Annotated in this window: 20 protein-coding genes; 9 read left to right on the forward strand and 11 right to left on the reverse strand. The window is 61.0% G+C overall.

Going from position 1 to position 21,026, the window contains the following annotated elements; all coding sequences use genetic code 11:
• Positions 1-54: 54 nt before the first annotated feature.
• Entirely contained in the window at positions 55-2,280 is a 2,226-nt protein-coding gene (ppk1, locus tag LOY52_RS25995; RefSeq protein WP_041072035.1) for a polyphosphate kinase 1, read from the reverse strand.
• Between the two features lie 18 nt (positions 2,281-2,298).
• Positions 2,299-3,312 (reverse strand): porphobilinogen synthase, encoded by a 1,014-nt coding sequence (hemB, locus tag LOY52_RS26000; RefSeq protein ID WP_007968446.1) that lies wholly within the window; start codon positions 3,310-3,312, stop codon positions 2,299-2,301.
• 207 nt (positions 3,313-3,519) lie between these two features.
• On the opposite strand from hemB, the gene LOY52_RS26005 reads away from it, so the two are divergent.
• The gene (locus LOY52_RS26005) at positions 3,520-4,170 is read left to right on the forward strand and encodes a DedA family protein (protein WP_258677146.1); all 651 of its coding nucleotides are present in this window, start codon (positions 3,520-3,522) and stop codon (positions 4,168-4,170) included.
• Positions 4,171-4,449: 279 nt separating this feature from the next.
• Positions 4,450-5,118, forward strand: coding sequence for an isoprenoid biosynthesis glyoxalase ElbB (gene elbB / locus LOY52_RS26010; protein ID WP_258677148.1), 669 nt, complete (start codon positions 4,450-4,452; stop codon positions 5,116-5,118).
• 89 nt (positions 5,119-5,207) lie between these two features.
• Here elbB and LOY52_RS26015 read toward each other — a convergent pair whose 3' ends face one another.
• From LOY52_RS26015 to LOY52_RS26025, 3 genes are all read right to left on the reverse strand, one after another.
• Positions 5,208-5,663 carry a YaiI/YqxD family protein gene (locus LOY52_RS26015; RefSeq protein ID WP_258677150.1) on the reverse strand — a complete coding sequence of 152 codons (456 nt, stop codon included), beginning with the start codon at positions 5,661-5,663 and terminating at the stop codon, positions 5,208-5,210.
• Positions 5,664-5,774: 111 nt separating this feature from the next.
• On the reverse strand, positions 5,775-7,673 hold the full coding sequence (locus LOY52_RS26020; RefSeq protein ID WP_258677152.1) for an FTR1 family protein: 1,899 nt from the start codon (positions 7,671-7,673) through the stop codon (positions 5,775-5,777).
• Between the two features lie 86 nt (positions 7,674-7,759).
• Complete coding sequence (locus LOY52_RS26025; RefSeq protein ID WP_258677154.1) at positions 7,760-8,659, reverse strand: LysR family transcriptional regulator; 900 nt, start codon at positions 8,657-8,659, stop codon at positions 7,760-7,762.
• Between the two features lie 193 nt (positions 8,660-8,852).
• Here LOY52_RS26025 and LOY52_RS26030 point away from each other — a divergent pair, with 193 nt between their 5' ends.
• The 5 genes from LOY52_RS26030 (at position 8,853) to LOY52_RS26050 (ending at position 13,617) form a co-directional block, all read left to right on the forward strand.
• Positions 8,853-10,247: a COG3014 family protein gene (locus LOY52_RS26030; RefSeq protein ID WP_258677157.1), complete on the forward strand. Its 1,395-nt coding sequence runs from the start codon at positions 8,853-8,855 to the stop codon at positions 10,245-10,247.
• Between the two features lie 214 nt (positions 10,248-10,461).
• Complete coding sequence (locus LOY52_RS26035; protein ID WP_258677160.1) at positions 10,462-11,856, forward strand: COG3014 family protein; 1,395 nt, start codon at positions 10,462-10,464, stop codon at positions 11,854-11,856.
• 15 nt (positions 11,857-11,871) lie between these two features.
• Positions 11,872-12,246: a YcfL family protein gene (locus LOY52_RS26040; protein WP_198758798.1), complete on the forward strand. Its 375-nt coding sequence runs from the start codon at positions 11,872-11,874 to the stop codon at positions 12,244-12,246.
• Positions 12,247-12,282: 36 nt separating this feature from the next.
• On the forward strand, positions 12,283-12,870 hold the full coding sequence (gene lpoB, locus LOY52_RS26045; RefSeq protein WP_258677164.1) for a penicillin-binding protein activator LpoB: 588 nt from the start codon (positions 12,283-12,285) through the stop codon (positions 12,868-12,870).
• A 3-nt stretch (positions 12,871-12,873) separates the two neighbouring features.
• A complete protein-coding gene (locus LOY52_RS26050) occupies positions 12,874-13,617 on the forward strand; it encodes a penicillin-binding protein activator LpoB (RefSeq protein ID WP_258677166.1) in 744 nt (247 codons plus the stop codon).
• Positions 13,618-13,806: 189 nt separating this feature from the next.
• On the opposite strand, the gene LOY52_RS26055 is transcribed toward LOY52_RS26050, so the two are convergent.
• From LOY52_RS26055 to LOY52_RS26065, 3 genes are all read right to left on the reverse strand, one after another.
• Complete coding sequence (locus LOY52_RS26055) at positions 13,807-14,439, reverse strand: LysE family transporter (RefSeq protein WP_258677168.1); 633 nt, start codon at positions 14,437-14,439, stop codon at positions 13,807-13,809.
• A gap of 181 nt (positions 14,440-14,620) precedes the next feature.
• Positions 14,621-15,202, reverse strand: a complete 582-nt coding sequence (locus LOY52_RS26060) for a mechanosensitive ion channel family protein (RefSeq protein ID WP_258677179.1) — start codon at positions 15,200-15,202, stop codon at positions 14,621-14,623.
• Positions 15,202-17,112: an ATP-binding cassette domain-containing protein gene (locus tag LOY52_RS26065; protein ID WP_258677182.1), complete on the reverse strand. Its 1,911-nt coding sequence runs from the start codon at positions 17,110-17,112 to the stop codon at positions 15,202-15,204. The genes LOY52_RS26060 and LOY52_RS26065 overlap by 1 nt, the downstream gene beginning before the upstream one ends.
• Positions 17,113-17,162: 50 nt before the next feature.
• Between LOY52_RS26065 and LOY52_RS26070 the strand changes: the two genes are divergently transcribed.
• Positions 17,163-17,627: a TIGR02444 family protein gene (locus LOY52_RS26070; RefSeq protein ID WP_258677184.1), complete on the forward strand. Its 465-nt coding sequence runs from the start codon at positions 17,163-17,165 to the stop codon at positions 17,625-17,627.
• On the opposite strand, the gene LOY52_RS26075 is transcribed toward LOY52_RS26070, so the two are convergent.
• Entirely contained in the window at positions 17,624-18,757 is a 1,134-nt protein-coding gene (locus tag LOY52_RS26075; RefSeq protein WP_258677185.1) for an AlgP family protein, read from the reverse strand. The two genes, LOY52_RS26070 and LOY52_RS26075, sit on opposite strands and share 4 nt — an antisense overlap.
• A 192-nt stretch (positions 18,758-18,949) precedes the next feature.
• On the opposite strand from LOY52_RS26075, the gene LOY52_RS26080 reads away from it, so the two are divergent.
• Complete coding sequence (locus LOY52_RS26080) at positions 18,950-19,615, forward strand: FKBP-type peptidyl-prolyl cis-trans isomerase (RefSeq protein WP_258677187.1); 666 nt, start codon at positions 18,950-18,952, stop codon at positions 19,613-19,615.
• A gap of 77 nt (positions 19,616-19,692) precedes the next feature.
• On the opposite strand, the gene rsd is transcribed toward LOY52_RS26080, so the two are convergent.
• Together rsd and LOY52_RS26090 are read right to left on the reverse strand one after the other, a co-directional pair.
• The gene (gene rsd / locus LOY52_RS26085) at positions 19,693-20,151 is read right to left on the reverse strand and encodes a sigma D regulator (protein ID WP_131670681.1); all 459 of its coding nucleotides are present in this window, start codon (positions 20,149-20,151) and stop codon (positions 19,693-19,695) included.
• A 186-nt stretch (positions 20,152-20,337) separates the two neighbouring features.
• On the reverse strand, positions 20,338-20,889 hold the full coding sequence (locus tag LOY52_RS26090; protein ID WP_258677189.1) for a disulfide bond formation protein B: 552 nt from the start codon (positions 20,887-20,889) through the stop codon (positions 20,338-20,340).
• Positions 20,890-21,026 lie beyond the last annotated feature (137 nt).

The raw sequence follows: 21,026 nt of genomic DNA on the forward strand, positions 1-21,026 counted from the left end.
TACAAAAAAGGCGATCCCGAAGGATCGCCTTTTTATTTCGCCTGAAACTGAGGCTTAGCTGCTCACCGGCAGAATCGGGCTACCCAGTCGTTCCAGCAACGTCGCCTGCGCGCTGCGCGGGTTCTGGTTGCCGGTTGGCGTGTTGCGGATGTAACGGCCATCCGACTGCAGGCTCCAGCTATGGGTGTTGTCGGTCAGGTACAGCTCCAGCTCTTTCTTGACGCGGGTCAGCAGCTTCTTGCCTTCCACCGGGAAGCAAGTCTCGACGCGCTTGTCGAGGTTGCGCTCCATCCAGTCGGCGCTGGAGAGGAACATCTGCTCCTCGCCGCCGTTGAGGAAGTAGAACACTCGGGTGTGTTCAAGGAAGCGACCGATGATCGAGCGCACGTGGATGTTGTGCGAAACCCCGGCAATGCCCGGACGCAGGCAGCACATGCCACGCACCACCAGATCGATGCGCACGCCGGACTGGCTGGCCTTGTACAGCGCGCGGATGATCTTCGGATCGGTCAGCGAGTTGAACTTGGCGATGATGTGCGCCGGTTTGCCTTCGACGGCGAACTGGGTTTCCCGGGCAATCATGTCGAGCATGCCCTTCTTCAGGGTGAACGGCGCATGCAACAGCTTCTTCATACGCAGGGTTTTACCCATGCCGATCAACTGGCTGAACAGTTTGCCGACGTCTTCGCACAAGGCGTCGTCGGAGGTCAGCAGGCTGTAGTCGGTGTACAGACGCGCATTGCCGGCGTGGTAGTTACCGGTGCCGAGGTGCGCGTAGCGCACGATTTCACCGGCCTCGCGACGCAGGATCAGCATCATCTTGGCGTGGGTCTTGAAGCCGACCACACCGTAAATCACCACCGCACCGGCCGCTTGCAGACGGCTGGCCAGTTGCAGGTTGGACTCTTCGTCGAAGCGTGCGCGCAGTTCGATGACTGCGGTCACTTCCTTGCCGTTACGCGCGGCGTCCACCAGCGCATCGACGATTTCCGAGTTGGCGCCGGAGCGGTACAGGGTCTGGCGCACCGCCAGAACATGCGGGTCCTTGGCGGCCTGACGCAGCAGGTCGACCACCGGGGTGAACGACTCGAACGGGTGCAGCAGCAGGATGTCCTGCTTGCTCACCACGCTGAAAATGTTCTCGCTGTTCTGCAGCAGTTTCGGGATCTGCGGGGTGAACGGCGTGTATTGCAGCTCCGGGTGGCTGTCCAGACCGGTGATGCTGAACAGACGGGTCAGGTTGACCGGGCCGTTGACCTGATACAGCTCGGTCTCGCTCAGGTTGAACTGCTTGAGCAGATAGTCCGAGAGGTGTTTCGGGCAGGTGTCGGCGACTTCCAGGCGCACCGCATCACCGTAGCGCCGCGAGAACAGCTCGCCACGCAGGGCGCGCGCAAGGTCTTCGACATCTTCGGAGTCGAGCGCCAGGTCGGCGTTTCGGGTCAGGCGGAACTGGTAGCAGCCTTTTACCTTCATGCCCTGGAACAGGTCATCGGCGTGGGCGTGGATCATCGACGACAGGAACACATAGTTGTCGCCCGGGCCGCCGACTTCTTCCGGAACCTTGATGATCCGTGGCAGCAGGCGCGGTGCCGGGATAATCGCCAGACCGGAATCGCGACCGAAGGCGTCGATGCCTTCCAGCTCGACGATGAAGTTCAGGCTCTTGTTCACCAGCAACGGGAACGGGTGTGTCGGGTCGAGGCCGATCGGGGTGATGATCGGTGCGATCTCGTCGCGGAAGTAGCGGCGCACCCAGGTCTTGATCTTGGTCGTCCAGTGACGGCGACGGATAAAGCGCACCTGATGCTTTTCCAGCTCCGGCAGCAGGATGTCGTTGAGGATCGCGTACTGGCGGTCAACGTGACCGTGCACCAGCTCGCTGATCCGCGCCAGCGCCTGATGCGGTTGCAACCCGTCGGCACCGGCCTGTTCACGAGCGAAGGTGATCTGCTTTTTCAGACCAGCGACGCGGATTTCAAAGAATTCGTCGAGGTTGCTGGAGAAGATCAACAGGAACTTCAGCCGCTCCAGCAACGGATAGGACTCGTCCAGCGCCTGTTCCAGCACGCGGATGTTGAACTGCAGTTGCGAGAGCTCGCGATGGATATACAGGCTGCTGTCATCCAGGCCGGGGATCGCAATCACTGGCGCCGCCGCGACGGCTTCGGTGACCGGCGCGGGTGGCGCAGGCTCGAGTTCCGGCGGGGTTTCGGTGATTTGCTCCACCACCGGTTGAGCTTCTTTTACTGCAACTTCAGTGAGTCCTTCGGTATTCATCGAATGTTCCTGGGAGGGCTATTTCTGCTCTCGTAACAATTGAGCGGCACGGACAGCAAAGTAAGTCAGGATGCCATCAGCGCCGGCACGTTTAAAGGCGGTCAGTGATTCAAGAATTACCGCCTCGCTCAACCAGCCATTCTGGATCGCCGCCATGTGCATGGCGTATTCGCCGCTAACCTGATAGACGAAGGTCGGCACTTTGAAGGCATCTTTTACCCGGAAAAGAATGTCCAGGTACGGCATGCCGGGTTTGACCATGACCATGTCCGCGCCTTCAGACAAGTCCGCGCCGACTTCGTGCAGCGCTTCGTCGCTGTTAGCCGGGTCCATCTGATAGGAGGCCTTGTTGGCCTTGCCCAGATTCGCTGCCGAACCCACGGCATCACGGAACGGCCCGTAATAGGCGCTGGCGTACTTGGCCGAGTAGGCCATGATCCGCACGTTGACGTGACCGGCCAGCTCCAGCGCCTCGCGGATCGCCTGAATCCGACCGTCCATCATGTCCGATGGGGCCACGACCTGAGCGCCGGCTTCAGCGTGAGACAGTGCCTGCTTGACCAGTGCGTCGACGGTGATGTCGTTCTGCACATAGCCTTCTTCGTCGAGAATGCCGTCCTGACCGTGGGTGGTGAACGGATCAAGCGCGACGTCAGTGATCACGCCCAATTCCGGGAAACGCTCACGCAACGCGCGAGTGGCGCGCTGGGCAATGCCCTCGGGATTCCAGGCTTCGGCCGCATCAAGGGATTTCAATTCGACAGGCGTGACCGGGAACAACGCCAGCGCCGGGATCCCCAGTTCGACCCATTGCGCCGCTTCTTCAAGCAGCAGGTCGATGGTCAGGCGCTCGACACCGGGCATCGAGGCCACGGCTTCGCGACGGTTTTCACCCTCAAGCACGAACACCGGCAGGATCAGGTCATCGACCGTCAGCACGTTTTCCCGCACCAGCCGACGCGAAAAATCATCACGACGATTGCGACGCAGGCGAGTGGCGGGAAACAGACGATTGGCAGGGGTAAAGCTCACGGCGGACTCCTGAGCCCGCGCAAACGGGCGAGCGTGACAGTTATAGACGGCCATTATGACCAACAGATTACAGTTGTGCGTACCCCGTGACATGTAGCCGCATTCCATTGTTAGCGTAGGAATTGTTCACGTCGAGACACATTTCGACACTTTCATGAATGTGTCCGAAGGGTTAGGCTGCGCGTTCATTTCGCCAGCACCCAGACAATGCTCCAACAATTTCTGCATGACTTTGGCTACTTTGCCTTGTTCCTCGGCACGTTCTTCGAAGGCGAAACCATCCTGGTGCTCGCAGGCTTCCTCGCGTTCCGTGGATACATGGACATCAACCTGGTGGTGGTCGTGGCGTTCTTCGGCAGCTATGCCGGCGATCAGCTGTGGTACTTCCTGGGGCGCAAGCACGGGCGCAAATTGCTCGCGCGCAAACCGCGCTGGCAGATGATGGGCGACCGCGCGCTGGAACACATTCGCAAGCATCCGGACATCTGGGTTCTGAGCTTCCGCTTCGTTTACGGCCTGCGCACGGTGATGCCGGTGGCGATCGGCCTGTCGGGTTATCCGCCGGGACGTTATCTGTTGCTCAACGGTATCGGCGCAGCGATCTGGGCCACCGCCCTGGCAGCCGCCGCCTACCACTTCGGCGCGGTGCTCGAGGGCATGCTCGGCAGCATCAAGAAGTACGAGCTGTGGGTGCTCGGCGCGCTGCTGATTCTTGGCGTTGGTCTGTGGCTGCGCCGCCGCTTCAAGAATGCGCGTCTGGCCAAGCATGTTTACGCCGATGAGCAAGCCGCAAAAGCGGCACTGCTGAATCAAGCCGAAGTGGCCAAACCTGCCGAACCGAAGACGCCAGCCGAATAACTCGCTGGCGCCTGGCGCACAGCCCTGCGCAAAGCCCGGGCTGGCCGGCTCTTTTAGTCATTTATCCCCTCTGCGCCAGCGGACTCCCGTTCGCCAGCGGCGCTCTCACGCGAAAAATCTCCTGTTCGTCACGAAGCAGGCAACCGCAAATAATGAACACCCCGCCGTTGTTGCGATCCATTTAGAAAGCGCTCCATGCAGGTGCAGCCGCCACTTGGGCCTATGGCAACGCACGACAAATTAGTGGACATTTAGCGCCATGAATCTGGAGAGAAACCCATGAGCAAAAAAGTTGCAGTGATCCTGTCCGGCAGCGGTGTGTACGACGGCGCCGAGATCCACGAGAGTGTCATCACCCTGCTGCGCCTCGATCAACGTGGTGCGCAGGTGCAATGCTTCGCGCCGAACATTGCGCAATTGCATGTGATCAATCACCTCACCGGTGAAGAAATGCCCGAGACCCGCAACGTCCTGGTGGAATCGGCGCGCATTGCCCGCGGCAACATCAAGGACATTCGCGAGGCCGACGTCGATGACTTCGACGCGCTGATCGTACCTGGCGGCTTTGGCGCCGCGAAAAACCTGTCGAACTTCGCCGTTGAAGGTGCCGGCTGCGCAGTACAGCCTGAGGTGCTGGCATTGGCGGAAGCATTTGCCGAAGCGGGCAAACCGGTGGGCCTGATGTGCATCTCGCCGGCGCTGGCGGCGAAGATCTACGGCCCGGGCGTGACCTGCACCATTGGCAACGATGCCAACACCGCTACCGCGATGAACAAGATGGGCGCCAGCCACGAAGACTGCGCGGTGACTGACATCATCGAAGACAAGGCTCGCAAACTGGTAACGACCCCGGCTTACATGCTGGCGCAGAACATCAGTGAAGCGGCTTCGGGTATCAACAAGCTGGTGGATCGGGTGCTCGAACTGACCCACGAAAACGACGCTTGAAATCAAAAGATCGCAGCCTGCGGCAGCTCCTACAGAGGATTGAGGTGATCACCAGAACTCTGTAGGAGCTGCCGCAGGCTGCGATCTTTTCAAGATTGACGGGTCAGGCGCGTGAGGATCCTGTCCAGCGCATTGGCAAACGCCTGCTTCTCACGCTCGCCGAACGGCGCCGGGCCGCCGCTGATCTGGCCCTGTTCACGCAGGTCGGTGAACAGGTTGCGCACTGCCAGACGCTCGCCCATGTTCTGTGCGTCGAACTCCTTGCCGCGCGGATCCAGCGCCGCCACGCCCTTCTTCACCAGACGATCGGCCAGCGGAATATCGCTGCAGATCACCAGCTCACCGGGCACCGCGTGCTCGACCAGATAATCGTCCGCCGCATCCGGACCGCTGGGCACCACGATCAGTTTGACGATGGCCAGCCCCGGCTTGGTCTGCGGCTGCCCGGCCACCAGCACCACTTCAAACTTGCGCTTGAGGGCGAACTTCACCACCAGCTCCTTGGCGGCCCGGGGGCAGGCGTCGGCATCGATCCATACACGCATCTTGATAACCTCTTGAAAGCAAAAGATCGCAGCCTGCGGCAGCTCCTACAGGGATACACCGCCCCCCTGTAGGAGCTGCCGCAGGCTGCGATCTTTCAAACGATAACCCGATCAGGCAGCAGAAACCCGCTTCTTCTCGGCCATCCGGCTGCGCCCATACAAAACGACAATCGCCAGAATCGCCACCGCCTGCGCCGTCAGCGAATAGGCATCGGCGTGAATCCCCAGCCAGTCGAATTCAAAGAACGCCACCGGTCGTGTGCCGAAAATCCCGGCTTCCTGCAGCGCTTTCACGCCATGCCCGGCGAACACCACCGACAAGGCACAGAGCAGACCGGCGTTGATGCTGAAGAACAGCGCCAGCGGCAGTTTTGCCGAGCCGCGCAGGATCACCCAGGCCAGACCGATCAGCAGCACCAGTGCGGTCGCACCACCGGCCAGCACTGCGTCATGCCCGGCGGGGCCGGCCTGCAGCCACAGGGTTTCGTAGAACAGGATCACTTCGAACAGCTCGCGGTACACCGAGAAAAACGCGAGGATCGCAAAGCCGAAACGCCCGCCGCCGCCCACCAGACTCTGCTTGATGTAATCCTGCCAGGCCGCGGCGTGGCGCCGGTCGTGCATCCACACGCCGAGCCACAGCACCATGACGCTGGCGAACAGCGCCGTGGCGCCCTCGAGCAGTTCACGCTGCGAGCCGCTGACGTCGATCACATACGCCGCCAGCGCCCAGGTTCCAAGACCGGCGAGCAGCGCCAGTCCCCATCCGATGTTGACGCTGCGCACCGCCGACTGCTGGCCGGTGTTGCGCAGAAACGCGAGGATCGCCGCCAGCACCAGAATCGCTTCGAGGCCTTCGCGCAGCAGAATCAGCAGGCCGGAGATAAAGCTCAGCGACCAGCTCAGGCCATCGCTGCCGAGCAGTTCGGCGGACTCTTTCAACTTGCCCTTGGCCGCGTCCAGACGCTGTTCGGCCTTCGCCACCGGCAAGCCGTCCTGCAACGATTGACGGTAGGCCATCAGCGATTTTTCGGTGTCCTTGCGCACGTTGGCGTCGACGTTGTCCAGCGAGCTTTCGACCAGTTCGAAACCTTCCAGATACGCCGCCACCGACAGGTCATAGGCCTGATCGTGATCACCGGCGCGATACGCGGCCAAGCTCTTGTCCAGCGTGGCGGCGGTGTAGTCGAGCAATTGCGCCGGGCCACGCTTGACCTGCGGCGGCTGCGCGCGTTGGGCACGGAAGCTTGCGGCGCCCTGCGGGCCTTCGGCGGCTTGCACTTCGGCCGGCGTCTGGCGCGCCAGATCAGCGATGTTGAAGATCTTGTCGGACTTGGCCGCAGCCGGGTCGGCACTGAAACCAGCGATGTAGGTCGCCAGATCCCAACGCTGACGGTCGTCCAGTTGATCGGCGAACGCCGGCATGTCGGTGCCTTCGACGCCTTGACCGAGGGTGCTGTAGATCGCGTACAGGCTCAGATGATCGATGCGTGCGGCATCGCGCAGGTTGGCCGGTGGCGGCGTCATGCCGAGCCCCGCCGGGCCGTCACCGGCGCCGGTTTCACCGTGGCATACCGAGCAGTTCTGGGTGTACAGCGGCGCGCCCCGGGTCGGATCGGGAGTGATGATCGGCGCCTGGCTCACTTCATACGCCACCGCCAGTTTCGCCCCCAGTTGCCGGGCCTGACGCGCGACGTCGGCGCCGTCCTGTTTCGCGGTGATGGCCGCGTGCAGAGCCTCGACACCCTCCTCCAGCTCAGCCTTCTCCGGTTTGGCCGGCAGACCGCCGATAAGTCCTTGCAGCACTTGGGTGAATTCCAGTTGCTCGCGATATTCGCCATCGTCGACGACCTTGCCCGCCTCGACCGTCGGCGGGTAGTCGGCGCTGATGTAATCGAGCAGGTGCAGCGCCTGCGGGGCGCCTTCCACGGTGTCGGCCAGCAGGTTGAAACTGCCCATGGCAAACAACGGGAACACCAGCCAGGCCAGGAATCGGGACGCGGCAGTCATGAATGAGTCTCAAATGGAAATGCGAAGTTACATATTGTTCACTTCGAACGCCTTTCACTCAAGCTTTGTCGACGTCTCGTAGCGTTTTAACGCAACGCTGCGGCGGTGTTGCGGTAGTGCTCATGCATGAACTCGACGAACACCTGCACCTTCAGCGCGACATGCCGGGCATGCGGATAGAGCGCGTAATAGTGACGCTGGCCAAGGTTGTAGTTGGGCAGGATCTGCACCAGCCGGCCACTGAGCAGATCCTCCTGCACCGTGGCCCGGGTGAACGCGGCGATACCAACCCCGGCCAACGCGGCGGCGTGCAGTGAACTGATCGAATCGGCCTTGAACCGGCCCTGCACGCGCACACCAGTGGTGAGTCCACGCGTATCGGTCAGCGCCCAGTCACTGCCACCGGCAAACGCCAGCAACTGATGTTCGGCGAGTTCGCGCACCTGACGCACCAGACCATTGCGCGCCACATACACAGGCGAAGCCACCAGCAACATGTCCGAGACAGTCAGCAACCGCGCCACCATGGATGAATCGGCCAACGGCCCGCAGATGCGCAGGGCCACATCGAAACCCTCGGCGATCAGATCGACGAAACGGTCATCGCAGGACAGGTCCACTTCAATCTCGGGATAGCGCTGCTGAAACGCCGGCAACCAGCTCGCCAGTTCCAGCGTACCGATCACCATTGGCGCGCTGATGCGCAGCACACCGCTGGGGCTTTCATGTGCCTGCCCCACCGCCAGTGCGGCTTGATCGAGGCGATCGAGAATGTCCACGCACGCCGCGTAATACTGCTGCCCTGCCGTGGTCAGGTTGAAACCCCGGGTGTTGCGGTTGATCAGCCGCGTGCCCAGCTCGCTTTCCAGCTGCTGCAACTGCCGGGAGATCGTTGAGTGAGTGGTGTCGAGGCGCTCGGCAGCGGCGCTGAACCCGCGACACTCGACGATGCAACGAAACGCGCGCATGGCCTGCAGTTGATTCATTGAAGTCCTGGCAATGGTTAAGCGTCAGGCCAGCAAGGCTAGCCCAAACCCCGCATCCATCCCACCGGTAAATCCGCCGCGTGATCCCAATGATCTGTGCAATCAGCAAACAAAAACCACGCATCACTTGGCCACTATTGCCGCCTATAATGCGCCACCTCGTCGCATTTCCCGCTCAAGGATGAACCCCTTCATGCGCCATCGTTTGCTGCTGCCCCTGTTGATAGCCGCTGTAGTGCAACTGAGCGGCTGCTCCGCGTACCGCAACTATGACCTGGAACTGCAACAGACCACCGACCAGTTCAAGGCCGGCAATATTGACGGCGCCCTCTCCGTGATCGAAGCGCACAACCCGGATCCGGAAAAAGACCTGCTCTACTACTTTGAAAAGGGCGCCGTACTCAGTGCCGGCGGCGAGTTCACGCAAAGCCAGACAACCTGGCGCAGCGCCGAGCAGATGATCATCCAGCGCCAGGACACGATCGAAACCACCGGCGACAAGTTGCTCACGGCGATGGGCGATCACTGGGGCGGCATCATCAATGACAAGCTGCGGCGCTACGATGGCTACGACTATGAAAAGGTCATGCTGACCACGCAAATGGCCCTCAACCAATTGGCGGTGAATGACTTCGACGGCGCCCGTGCCAACATCAAGAAAACCCACGAACGCGAAGCGCTGATCGCCCGGCAACGGGAGCTGGAATACGAAAAGGTCGAGGAAGCCGCCAAGGCCCAGGGCGCACGCGTGCACTACAAGGACCTTCAGGGTTATCCGGTGGTGATGCTCGAATCCCCGGCAGTGATTGCCCTGAAAAACGGTTATCAGAGCGCGTTCAGTCACTACCTCGCCGGTTTCACCTATGAGGCACTCGGCGAAAAAGACCTGGCGGCGCCCGGTTATCGTCAGGCCATCGAACTGCGCCCGGACATGCCGTTTTTCCAACAGGCATTGCGCGACCTCGACAGCCCCGGACTCAAGGCCGACGAAAGCGATGTGCTGATCATCGTGCAAAGTGGGCTGGCGCCGGCCCGCAGTTCGGTGCGGGTACCGTATCCGGTGCAACTCAAGGACGGCCAGGTGATCGTCGCCAATATTTCTTTCCCGGTGATGGTTCCGGATAACTCCACCGCGCCGTTCAATCAGGTCCGCATCGACGGTCGCGAGAAAAAGCTGATCGCGGTCAACAGCATCACCGACATGTCTTTGCGCACATTGCGTGACGACATGCCCGGGATTATCCAGCGCACCACCTACCGTGCCTTCCTCGCGGCGGACGTTCAGGGCACCGACAATCGCCGCAATCCGTCCAAGGCCTCCTACGTCACCCAGTGGGATGGTTTCGAGCAGGCCGACACCCGCACCTGGCGCACCCTGCCCAACCTGACACAGGTCGTGCGCCTGCGTCTGAAAAAGGGCGAACACCAGATCAGCCTGCCGAACACGTCAGGCGCTCCACTGAACATCCGCATCGACCAGAAGCGCCAGATGATCGGCCTGCGCGTGCTGGGCGAGCGGATTTACGCGAACGGCAGCGCTTTTCAATCTGCCACATCGGTGGTAAATCGCGTATCCGCCCTGAAATAAGTAATGGCACCAAACTAACAAGTGCGATTAAAAAGCTATTACATGGCCATCATCGCCTGCTTATAATGCCGCGCCCGCGCTATCGCGATGCGGCATAAAAGCTCCTCTGGTTATGAGGAATTGGCAGGAGGCCAGCGCCACTGTCGATGGGTCACACCAGCCCGACCAGCACCGGCGGCTGATGCAGTTACTAGCTCAGGGAAGAAGTACCCCCATGGCATTGCGCACTCCCACCTTGATCGCGCTCAGCGCTGTCACTTTGCTGTCCGGCTGTTCGGCGTTTCGCAACTACGATGCGGAACTGGCCCAGACCAACCAGCAACTGGCCACCGGCAACGTCGACGCCGCGCTGACCCTGCTGGAAAAGAACAACACCGGCCCCGACAAAGACCTGCTCTATTACTTCGAGAAAGGTGAGTTGCTGCGCGCCAAGGGTGACCTGTCCGGCAGCCAGAACGCCTGGACCAGCGCCGACCAGGTGGTTGGCCAGTGGGAAGATTCGGTCAAGCTCGATACCGGTAAATACCTGGCTCAGTTCGGCAGCTTCCTGGTCAACGACAAGGTGCGTCGCTATGAAGGCTACGACTACGAAAAAGTCATGCTGACCACGCAGATGGCCCTCAATCTGCTGGCCGTCAATGACTTCGACGGTGCCCGCACCGCGATCAAGAAAACTCACGAACGTGAAGCGGTGATCGCCGACCTGCGCGACAAGGAATACCTCAAGAGCGAGGAAGAGGCCGAGAAAGAAGGCATCAAGACCCAGTACAAGGATCTACAGGGCTACCCGGTCGCCAGCCTTGACGCGCCGGAAGTGGTCAGCCTGAAAAACAGCTACCAGAGTGCGTTCAGCCATTACCTGGCCGGTTTCGTCTACGAAGCCCTGGGCGAGAAAGACCTGGCTGCGCCGGGCTATCGCAAGGCGGCCGAACTGCGCCCGAACACCCCGCTGCTGGAGCAGGCGCTGGTCAACCTCGACAAGCCGAGCAAGTCCGACGACAGCGACATCCTGATCGTGGTGCAAAGCGGTCTGGCACCCTCGCGTGATTCGATCCGCGTGCCGCTGCCATTGCCGATCTCCAACAACGTGGTGATCACTCCACTGTCGTTCCCGATCATCAAACCTGACACCTCCACTGCACCGTTCGCGCAGATTGGCGTCGATGGTCAACAAGTCAACCTGACTGCCCTCAACAGCACCACCGCCATGTCGCGCCGCGCCCTGCGCGATGACATGCCGGGGATCATCGTGCGCACCACCGTGCGCGCAATCACCAAAGGTGTGGCGCAGAAGAAGATCAACGAAACCAATCCGCTGGCCGGTCTGGCCGTGGGTATTTCTTCAGCTGTGCTGGAAGGTGCCGATACCCGTACGTGGCGCACCCTGCCGGACAACACCCAGGTGGTGCGTCTGCGCTTGAAGAAAGGCGAGCACCAAGTCAGCCTGCCGAGCGCCGTCGGCGGTTCGCTGGTCAAGGTCACCGTCGATCAGCGCTACCAAGTGATCAGCCTGCGCGCCGTGGGCAATCAGGTATTTGCCGGTGGCGTCGCTGCCCACGTCATCCCGAGCGCCAGCGCGACTAACGTCGCCAGCCTCAAACAACCTTAAGAACGGAGTCTTTGCATGCGCTTGAAACTCTTCGCCGTTGCCGCTCTCGCCGTCCTGGCCAGCGGCTGCGCCACCCCGCCACCACCGGAGCCGGGCAGCGCCGCGAGCAAGGTCGTGGCCATGGGCCCGCAGAAACACATTGCGGTCGGCGCCATGCGCGTCGCCCGCGAGAACGGCTTCATGACCGTCAATGTGCAGTTGACCAACACCCTCAACAGCAACAAGACGTTCTACTACCGCTTCGCCTGGCTCGGTGCGGAAGGTTTCCCGATCGCCGAGGAAGAGGTCTGGAAGAGCCAGATGATGTACGGCGCCCAGACCAGCTTTATCCAGGGCATCGCCCCGACCCCGAAAGCCGTGGATTTCCGTCTCGAACTGAAGACACCTTAAGTCCGCCACCCTATTCCTGTTTTAGAGAGCATTCCCATGTTTGCACGCTTTTCCCTGATCGTTGTCCTCGCCCTGCTGGCTTCCGGTTGCGCCAACACCTCGCCGACTCTGGGTAGCAAGAACATCAGCTACGGCGACACCAAAGCGGTTGAAACCGTGACCAACGAATTCGGCTCGACCGACCTGCAAATGATCGCCGAATCGATGACCCGCTCGCTGGCCCAGTCCGGCATTCTGCAGGGCCGCCCGGTGGTGCAGGTCTACGACGTGAAGAACAAGACCAGCGAGTACATCGATACCCGCGAAATCACCACCAGCATCAAGACTCAGCTGATGAAGTCCGGCACCGCCCGTTTCGCCAGCGACAACACCGCGATGCAGAGCCAGGTCGATCAGCTCAAGCTGCAAAACCAGAGCGGCCTGTACAAGAAGAGCACCGTGGCCAAGACTGGCAACATGATCGCCGCCAAGTACCGCCTGGAAGGCTCGATCAGCTCGATCGTCAAGCGCAGCAGCGACTACAAGGACGTCTTCTACAAATTCAGCCTGCAACTGATCGACGTTGAAAGCGGTCTGGCCGAATGGATGGACGAAAAAGAGATCCGCAAAACCACGGAGCGTTAATTGATGCGCGCATGGATTGGCATGATGGCCCTGGCTTGCGCGTTCAGCGTGCAAGCGGCCCCGAAAGTCGCGGTGACGGACCTGGCGTATCAGGAGCGTGTGGAGCAGTACATCCACATCGTTTCGGCGCAGAACAATTACCGCGAGGGTTACTACAGCTCCAGTGGTTCGTCGAACTACAACGAGCTGGAAGCGACCACCAGCTACATCGAACAAGGTGAACTGCGTAAATTCACCGGCGACATCAAGGGCGAGATCCTGCGCACCGGGATGTTCCAACTGGTGCAGGGCACGCCGTACACCGCATCGTCCAAGGGTGACGTCTACGACGTGATCAAGCGGATCAAGGCCGGCAGCTTCAAGGGTGCCGATTACGTGCTGTTCGGCACCGTGTCCGACATCGACTTCACCCAGGACATAAACGAGCTGGCGCACACCGACAGCTATTCGGCGGTGCTGGGCCTGACGCTGGTGGCGGATTTCAGCCTGATCAACACCAAGACCTACGAGATCACCTCGGCCTTCACGGCGATGGGCGAAGCGCAGGACACCAAACTGGTGAATGGCCGCGACATCAAGATCTCACTCAACCGCCCACGGGTGGTGCGTGATGTCTCGAAAGCGCTGGGCGAAGACGTGGCCGGGCAACTGAGCATGCAGCTCGGTGGCGGCGGTTACGAGCAGCCGCGTGAGGCGCAGCAGCGCAACAATCTGCCGCGTGATACCGCGCCGGTGATTTTGCACTGACTCTTGGCTGAACGCGTTCTGTGGCGAGGGAGCTTGCTCCCGCTGGGCTGCGAAGCAGACCCAAAAGCTTGTGAGCGCTGCGCACTCAAGCGGGAGCAAGCTCCCTCGCCACAATTGAGCGTCACTCCAAAGTCTTGGCGGATAAAAAAAGGCGACCTCAAGAGGTCGCCTTTTTTGTGGCCGAAGCTTTTACACCACCGCTTTACGCAACGTCGCCATGAACGCCGCCGCGCCAATGAACAGCCCGGCAAACGTGCGGTTCATGCGTTTCTGCTGGGTCGGTGTACGCAACAGGCGCAACACCTTCGACGCCAGACCGGTGTAGCCGGCCATGACGATCAGGTCGACCGCGATCATGGTCACGCCGATCACCACGTACTGGATCAGCAGCGGCGCATGCGGATTAATGAACTGCGGCAGCACCGCGAGCATGAACACCAGGGCCTTGGGGTTGCTGATGTTCACCAGAAAACCACGGAACACCAGCGCCATAGGCCGGCCGATGGGGCGTACGGCGGCGTCATCGCTCATGTCCATTGGCAGTGCGCGCCATTGCTTGATCGCCAGATAGACCAGATAGGCCACACCGAACCATTTGATCGCGTGGAATGCGGTGGCCGATGCGGTGAGGATCGCGCCGACACCGGCGCCGACAATCGCGATCTGCACCGCCAGGCCGATCTGCAGGCCGAGGGCGTTCCAGTAACCGCGCCAGAAACCGTATTGCAGACCGCTGGACATCGACGCAATGGCGCCAGCACCCGGGGACAGACTGATCACCCAGCAGGCGGCAAAGAATGCCAGCCATGTTTGAAGCTCCATCGCACACCTCGACTCTGAATCGTGACAGACGTCAAAGCTAATGCGCTTTGGGCCTAAAAGCAAAAGATCGTCCGATCGCGGCCCGAGCCTGCGGCAGCTCCTACACGGGAATGCGATCCCTGTAGGAGCTGCCGCAGGCTCGGGCCGCGATCGGACGATCTTTTGATCTTGCTTTAAAAAACTACTTCTCGAAACCGCTCGATGGAAACACATCCGTCCCCCGCCAACGCCGCACCGAACGCTGGAAGAACAGGCTGTTCGGCACTTGCACCATGGCGCTGCCCGTCCCCAGTTCCTCGGCTTCGATCAATGTGGTGTAGAGCAGATTGATCGCCACCACCCGGCCTTTGACGCCGGGCTTGTCGGTAGTGTCTACCAGCTCGACCACATCGCCGAGGCGGAAAGGGCCGACGGTGAAGATCAGAATCGCGCAGAGCAGGTTCGACAGCACGCTCCACATGGCGAAGAACGCCACCGCCGCCACCGCGACGAAACCCGACAGCGCCGTCCACAGTACCGTGGCCGACACCCCGAGCCGCTCCAGCACAATAATTACCGCGCTGCCCATGATCAGCCAGCGCAATACACCACGCAGCGGCATCAACAGCTGCGGCGGAAACGGATAGCGCTCGCCCAGGCCAGTGAGGAAGCGAGCGACGACACGCTGAGCGAAATAACCGGCCAGCAGAATCAGCAGAATCTGCACGCCGAGCCAGATCGGCTCGACCCACACCGCCGGCAATGGCCACTTGAACGCGTCCATCAGGACAACGCCTCCAGCTCCGCCTGCATGCTTTCCAGCGTCTCCAGCGCTTCCATCCACGCCTCTTCAAGCTCGCCTTCGCGCACTTTCAATTTGGCTTGCTCGGCCAGCAGATCGCGCAACTCGTTCTTGCGCGCCGGCTCGTAGATGTCGCTGTCGCCGAGGCTGGCATCGACCTTGGCCAGTTTCTCGTGGAGCTTGCCCAGTTCAGCTTCAAGCTTGTCGGCTTCACGCTTGTGCGGTGCCAGTTGCTGACGCAATGCAGCAGCAGCCTGACGCTGAGCCTTCTTGTCGGTCTTGTCCGGGTTCACCGGGGTGTTGCTGACCGGCGCATTGCGTTGACGGTATTCCACCAGCCAGCGCGCGTAGTCTTCGAGGTCGCCATCGAACTCTTCGACCTTGCCGTCAGCGACCAGGTAGAAGTTGTCGGTGGTGCTCTTGAGCAAGTGCCGATCGTGAGACACCACCAACACCGCGCCGCTGAATTCCTGCAGCGCCATGGTCAGCGCCAGGCGCATTTCCAGGTCGAGGTGGTTGGTCGGTTCGTCGAGCAGCAACAGATTCGGCCGCTCCCAGGCGATCAATGCCAGCGCCAGACGGGCCTTCTCGCCACCGGAGAAATTCAGCACCGGCTCGTCGATGCGCGCGCCGCGGAAATCGAAACCGCCGAGGAAGTCGCGCAGGGTCTGCTCGCGTTCGGTCGGCGCCAGACGCTGCAAGTGCAGCAACGGGCTGGCCTTGGCATCCAGCGAGTCGAGCTGATGCTGGGCGAAGTAGCCGACCACGGTGTTCTCGCCACGGGTCAGACGCCCGGCCAGAGGTTCAAGCTCGCCGGCGAGGTTCTTGATCAGGGTCGATTTACCGGCACCGTTCGGTCCGAGCAGACCGATCCGCGCCCCCGGGGTCAGTTGCAGCTTGACCTTCTCCAGGATGGTTTTTTCGCCGTAACCCAGTCGCGCATCGGACAGGTCGATCAGCGGGCTGGAGATCCTGGTCGACTCGCGGAACACGAAATCGAACGGCGAATCGACGTGGGCCGCCGATAGCTCTTCCATGCGCTCCAGGGCCTTGATCCGGCTCTGCGCCTGACGGGCTTTGGTGGCCTGGGCCTTGAAGCGGGCGATGTAGCTTTCCATGTGCGCACGTTGCGCCTGCTGCTTCTCGTAGGCCTGTTGCTGCTGGGCCAGACGTTCGGCACGGGCGCGTTCGAACGCGGTGTAGCCGCCCCGGTACAAAGTCAGTTTGCGCTGATCGACATGAGCCACGTGATCGACCACTTCATCGAGGAAGTCGCGGTCGTGGGAAATCAGCAGCAAGGTGCCCGGGTAGCTTTTCAGCCACTCTTCGAGCCAGATGATCGCGTCGAGATCCAGGTGGTTGGTTGGTTCATCGAGCAACAACAGGTCCGAAGGACACATCAAGGCCTGCGCCAGGTTCAGACGCATCCGCCAGCCGCCGGAGAAATCGCCTACCTGACGATCCATCTGCTCGTTGGTGAAGCCGAGGCCGGCGAGCAACTTGCGTGCCCGCGCATCGGCGGTATAGCCGTCGGCGCTGTCGAGCTCGGCGTGCAGGCGGGCCAGAGCCGTACCATCGTGGGCCGCTTCGGCGGCGGCGAGGTCACGTTGCACTTCGCGTAGACGCAGGTCGCCATCGAGCACATAGTCGACCGCCAGGCGTTCGAGCGTGTCGACCTCCTGGCGCATGTGCGCGATCCGCCAGTCGGCCGGCAGCAGGCAATCGCCCGAGTCCGGGTGCAACTCGCCGCGCAGCAAGGCAAACAGGCTGGATTTGCCGGCGCCGTTGGCACCGATGAGGCCGGCTTTATGGCCGGCGTGCAGGGTCAGCTCGGCGTCTTCTAGCAGACGTTGCGGGCCACGCTGTAAAGTCAGGTTCTGAAGTCGGATCATAATGGCGGCGGAGTCTACCAGCTTCGCTCACAACTGGCGCGAGTAGCACGATGTCCCCTGACCTGTGGAGCTTTTCCCTTGCCACCTACGCCCGACCGGACGTAGAACCTGCCTGCCTGCAACTGCAAACGGCGGGGGCCAATGTCTGCCTGCTGCTGTGCGGTCTGTGGTTGGAACAACGTGGCGTGGCCTGCGACGAACAACGCCTGGAGCAGTTGAAAATGCTGGTGGGGCCTTGGGATGCGGAGGTGGTGCAGCCACTGCGTGCGTTGCGTACTCAATGGAAAACCCTGGCCGAGGAAGATCCGGTACTCAAGGGTCTGCGAGAACAAATGAAAGCATTGGAGCTGGAAGCCGAACGGCATCTGCTGTGGCAACTGGAACAGGCTGCGCAGGACTGGCCGCGTGATGAAGTATCAGCGTCCGGGCAATGGCTGGAGAGTCTGGCGGGATCGACCGCCAGCCCGAACCGCGACGCGCTGCACGTGCTGCGCGTCGCGGCAACCGGCACTTAGGAAGCGCTGGTCGGGTTGCTGCTGACGCTCGACGCAGCGGCTGGCGTTGGCGCAGTCGTGGTGGTCGAGGTAGAAGCGGCTGGAGCAGGTGCGGCGGCCGGTGCCGGAGCGGCTGGCTTGGCAGCCGGTGCAGTCGCCGGTTTGGCGGCAGCGGGTTTGGCAACGGCCGGTTTTTTCGCGGCAGGTTTTGCTGCTGGCTTGGCGGCTGGCTTAGCGGCTACTGGTTTGGCAGCAGGCTTGGCCGCAGCGGTCGCAGGTTTTGCTGCTGCAGGTTTGGCAGCGGTTTTAGCGGCAGGCTTGGCCGCTGGTTTGGCAGCAACCTTGGCAGCAGGTTTTGCCGCGACCGGTTTGGCCGCAGTCTTGACTGCCGGTTTTGCCGTAGCGGTTTTCGCGGCAGGTTTGGCAGCCGGTTTTACCGCTACTTTGGCAGCCGGTTTGGCAGCAGTGGTTTTTGCCGGTGCAGCTTTGCGCGCAGCAGGTTTTGCCGCTGGCTTGGCAGCCGGTTTTGCCGCAGCAGGTTTGGCAGCGGCAGTACGTGCGGCCGGTTTCGCAGCGCTCGCCGCAGCCGGTTTTTTCACTGCGGTTTTGGCAGCAGGTTTGGCGGCTGTTTTAGCCGGTGCCTTGGCGGCTGGTTTGGCTGCCGGTTTTGCCGCAGCGGTTTTCGCCGGGGCTTTCGCAGCAGCAGGTTTGGCTGCCGCTTTTTTCGCAGGCGCTGCTGCTGGTTTGGCGGCGCGGGAGGACAGCGCTTTGCCGGCGGCCTCTTGCACCCGGCCGACACCCTGGGCCAGTTTCAGGCTTTCCTGGGCATCGCGCTTGAGTTGCAGAATGTAGCCGCGAGTGTCGGACTGACGATCCTTCAACGCATCGAGCAGGTCTTCAAGTTCTTTGACGGCAGCCTTGGCCTTGTTCTGTGCCTTGGCTTTACCGGCAGCAGCGGCGTCCTGCAATTTGGTGCGGGACTTGTGCAGTTTTTCTTGCGCCTTGCCGCGTTGCTTTTCCAGTTTGGCGAGCAGTTTTTCAGCATCAGCCAAGGCTTGGGAGCAAGCGTTTTCCAAATGCTCGAGCAGGCTGCCCGAGAGTTGTTGGAGTAAGTGCAACGGAGTGTTTACAGGCTTCTTGGTGGCCGACATGGTTTACCTCCTGGCTGACGTGAGTGCGGCTCATACTAGACCTCTGCAGTTACCGCCGCTAGGTCATCTTGACAGTAACGAAACCGTTGCGTTGCAACGAAGCGAAAATGTTCTGCACAAAGACAAAAGCAGTTCACCGTTGCAGACCTTCGCGCTGGCATAATCGCCCGCATCTCAGGACGGAGAGTGCCCATGTCGCGCTACCTTTTTTTATCCCTCTGGATGATTTTTTCCGTGGCCCAGGCCGACGAAAAAACCACCGCGAACGACGCTCACGATCTGGCCTACAGCCTCGGTGCCAGCCTCGGCGAGCGGCTGCGCCAGGAGGTGCCGCAACTGCAGATTCAGGCACTGGTCGACGGTTTGCAGCAGGCCTATCAAGGCAAGCCACTGGCACTGAGCGAAGCGCGAATCGAGCAGATCCTCGCCGATCATGAATCGCAGAACGCCGAACACGCTTCGCGGCCTTCGAGCGATGCCGCGATGGAAAACGAGCAACGTTTTCTCACCGCCGAAAAAGCCAAGCCGGGGGTGAAGGAACTGGCCGATGGCATCCTGCTGACCGAGCTGACACCGGGCACCGGTGCCAAGGCCGGCCCCGATGGAAAAGTCCAGGTACTGTATGTCGGTCGCCTGCCGGATGGCACGGTGTTCGATCAGAACACTCAGCCGCAATGGTTCAGTCTCGACAGCGTGATTGCCGGGTGGCGTACCGCACTGCAGAACATGCCGGTTGGTGCGAAGTGGCGACTGGTGATTCCATCGGATCAGGCCTATGGCGCCGACGGTGCGGGCGATCTGATCGCGCCGTTTACACCGCTGGTATTTGAAGTCGAATTGCGCGGCGCAACGAGCTGATCGACGCCGATTCGCAGGCACAAAAAACGCGGTGCGCTTTCGACGCACCGCGTTTTTTTATGCCTGCGAGAAACCTGTCAGGCCTGGACCGGATCTTCCTGCTTGTGTGCCGTGTGCAGCACTTCAATCAGGCAGTCTTCCAGTTCGAAGCGTTCGTGCAGCAGGCCACCCAGTTCCTTGAACTTCTCGGCGACGCACTTGCCTGCATCGCAAAGGTCGTTGAACGCGAGGAGTTTTTCGGTGATGACGTCGATACGCGGATAGAGGGTTTCGGCGAGTTCCAGACCGCGCTTGTCGTTGAAGGCCTTGGCTTCACCGGTCAGCTGTTCGTAGATCTCGAAGTGCCCGGCCGAGACGTAGTCGACCAGCACGCCGCAGAACTCCAGCAAGGGTTTACGGTTCTCGGACAGAGCCTGTGGTTTGTCGCCCAACTTGTCGTAGGCACCGATCAGTTCTTCACGCTCTTGCAACCAGCGGTCGATCAGCAGATGAACTCCACCCCAGCGTTCCTGAGCATTCTGACAACTTTCGAGCATGGCGATCTCTCTTCCCTTGTGGGTCATGCTGCTCTACACCCGCGCCCCTCTTCTGGCTTTTATCGCTTGGAGGCCGACCGGGCAGAGCGTCATCGAGCAACATAAATCCAATGACACGTGCGGGCCAGATTATGCCCGCACGCCTATGGCTTCAAGGTACGCAGGAGATAAAGTTCATACAAGTGTTTAATCCCCGACCAGCGTCCGGTGCGACGCTTCGCCGCTGAGCGGTCGCCGCAGAGCGCTCCAGACCAGACGCAGCAATTGGTACACCGCAAGAATCGACATCGCCACAAAGAACAGCAGACTCCATTCCGGGATGCTCAAATCGAACAACGTCCAGGAAATTTCCGCGCAATCGACACCACCCTTGAACATCCGCACCGTTGCACACAACCACGGCAGGTTGCTGAACAGCGCTTCGGAATCGGGCGCGCAACGGGTCATTTGCACCAGCGGATCACTCTGTAACAGCACCTGCCGCCAGGCCGCCGTGGTTCCACTCAGGCTCAGGCCAAGCGCGGCAGCCCAATAGAGCGACAGGCCGACACGCCGTGGGCCATGGATCGCCGCCAGCCCGCAACAGGCCGTCAGCAACGCCATGAAAAAGCGTTGCGCCAGGCACAGGCTGCAGGGCGTCAGCCCCACCGCATATTCAAGATAATAGGAAGCTCCCAGGGCCAGTGCGCCTGCAGTGAAAGCCGTGAAAAACAAGGAGCGTGAACAGGCCAACGACATGGCTTTTCCGTAACAGTGGAGACAGGCAGTTACGGTAGAGGAAAGCTTGTCAGCCTTTCAAGGCAGGTGCCTGGCGACAGTTCACCAGAAGCGTAGGGAAAACCCGACAGGCGCGAGAGGAAAAGGTGTATCCCGCT

The sequence above is a fragment of the Pseudomonas sp. B21-051 genome (assembly GCF_024748795.1).
Taxonomy (GTDB): domain Bacteria; phylum Pseudomonadota; class Gammaproteobacteria; order Pseudomonadales; family Pseudomonadaceae; genus Aquipseudomonas; species Aquipseudomonas putida_A.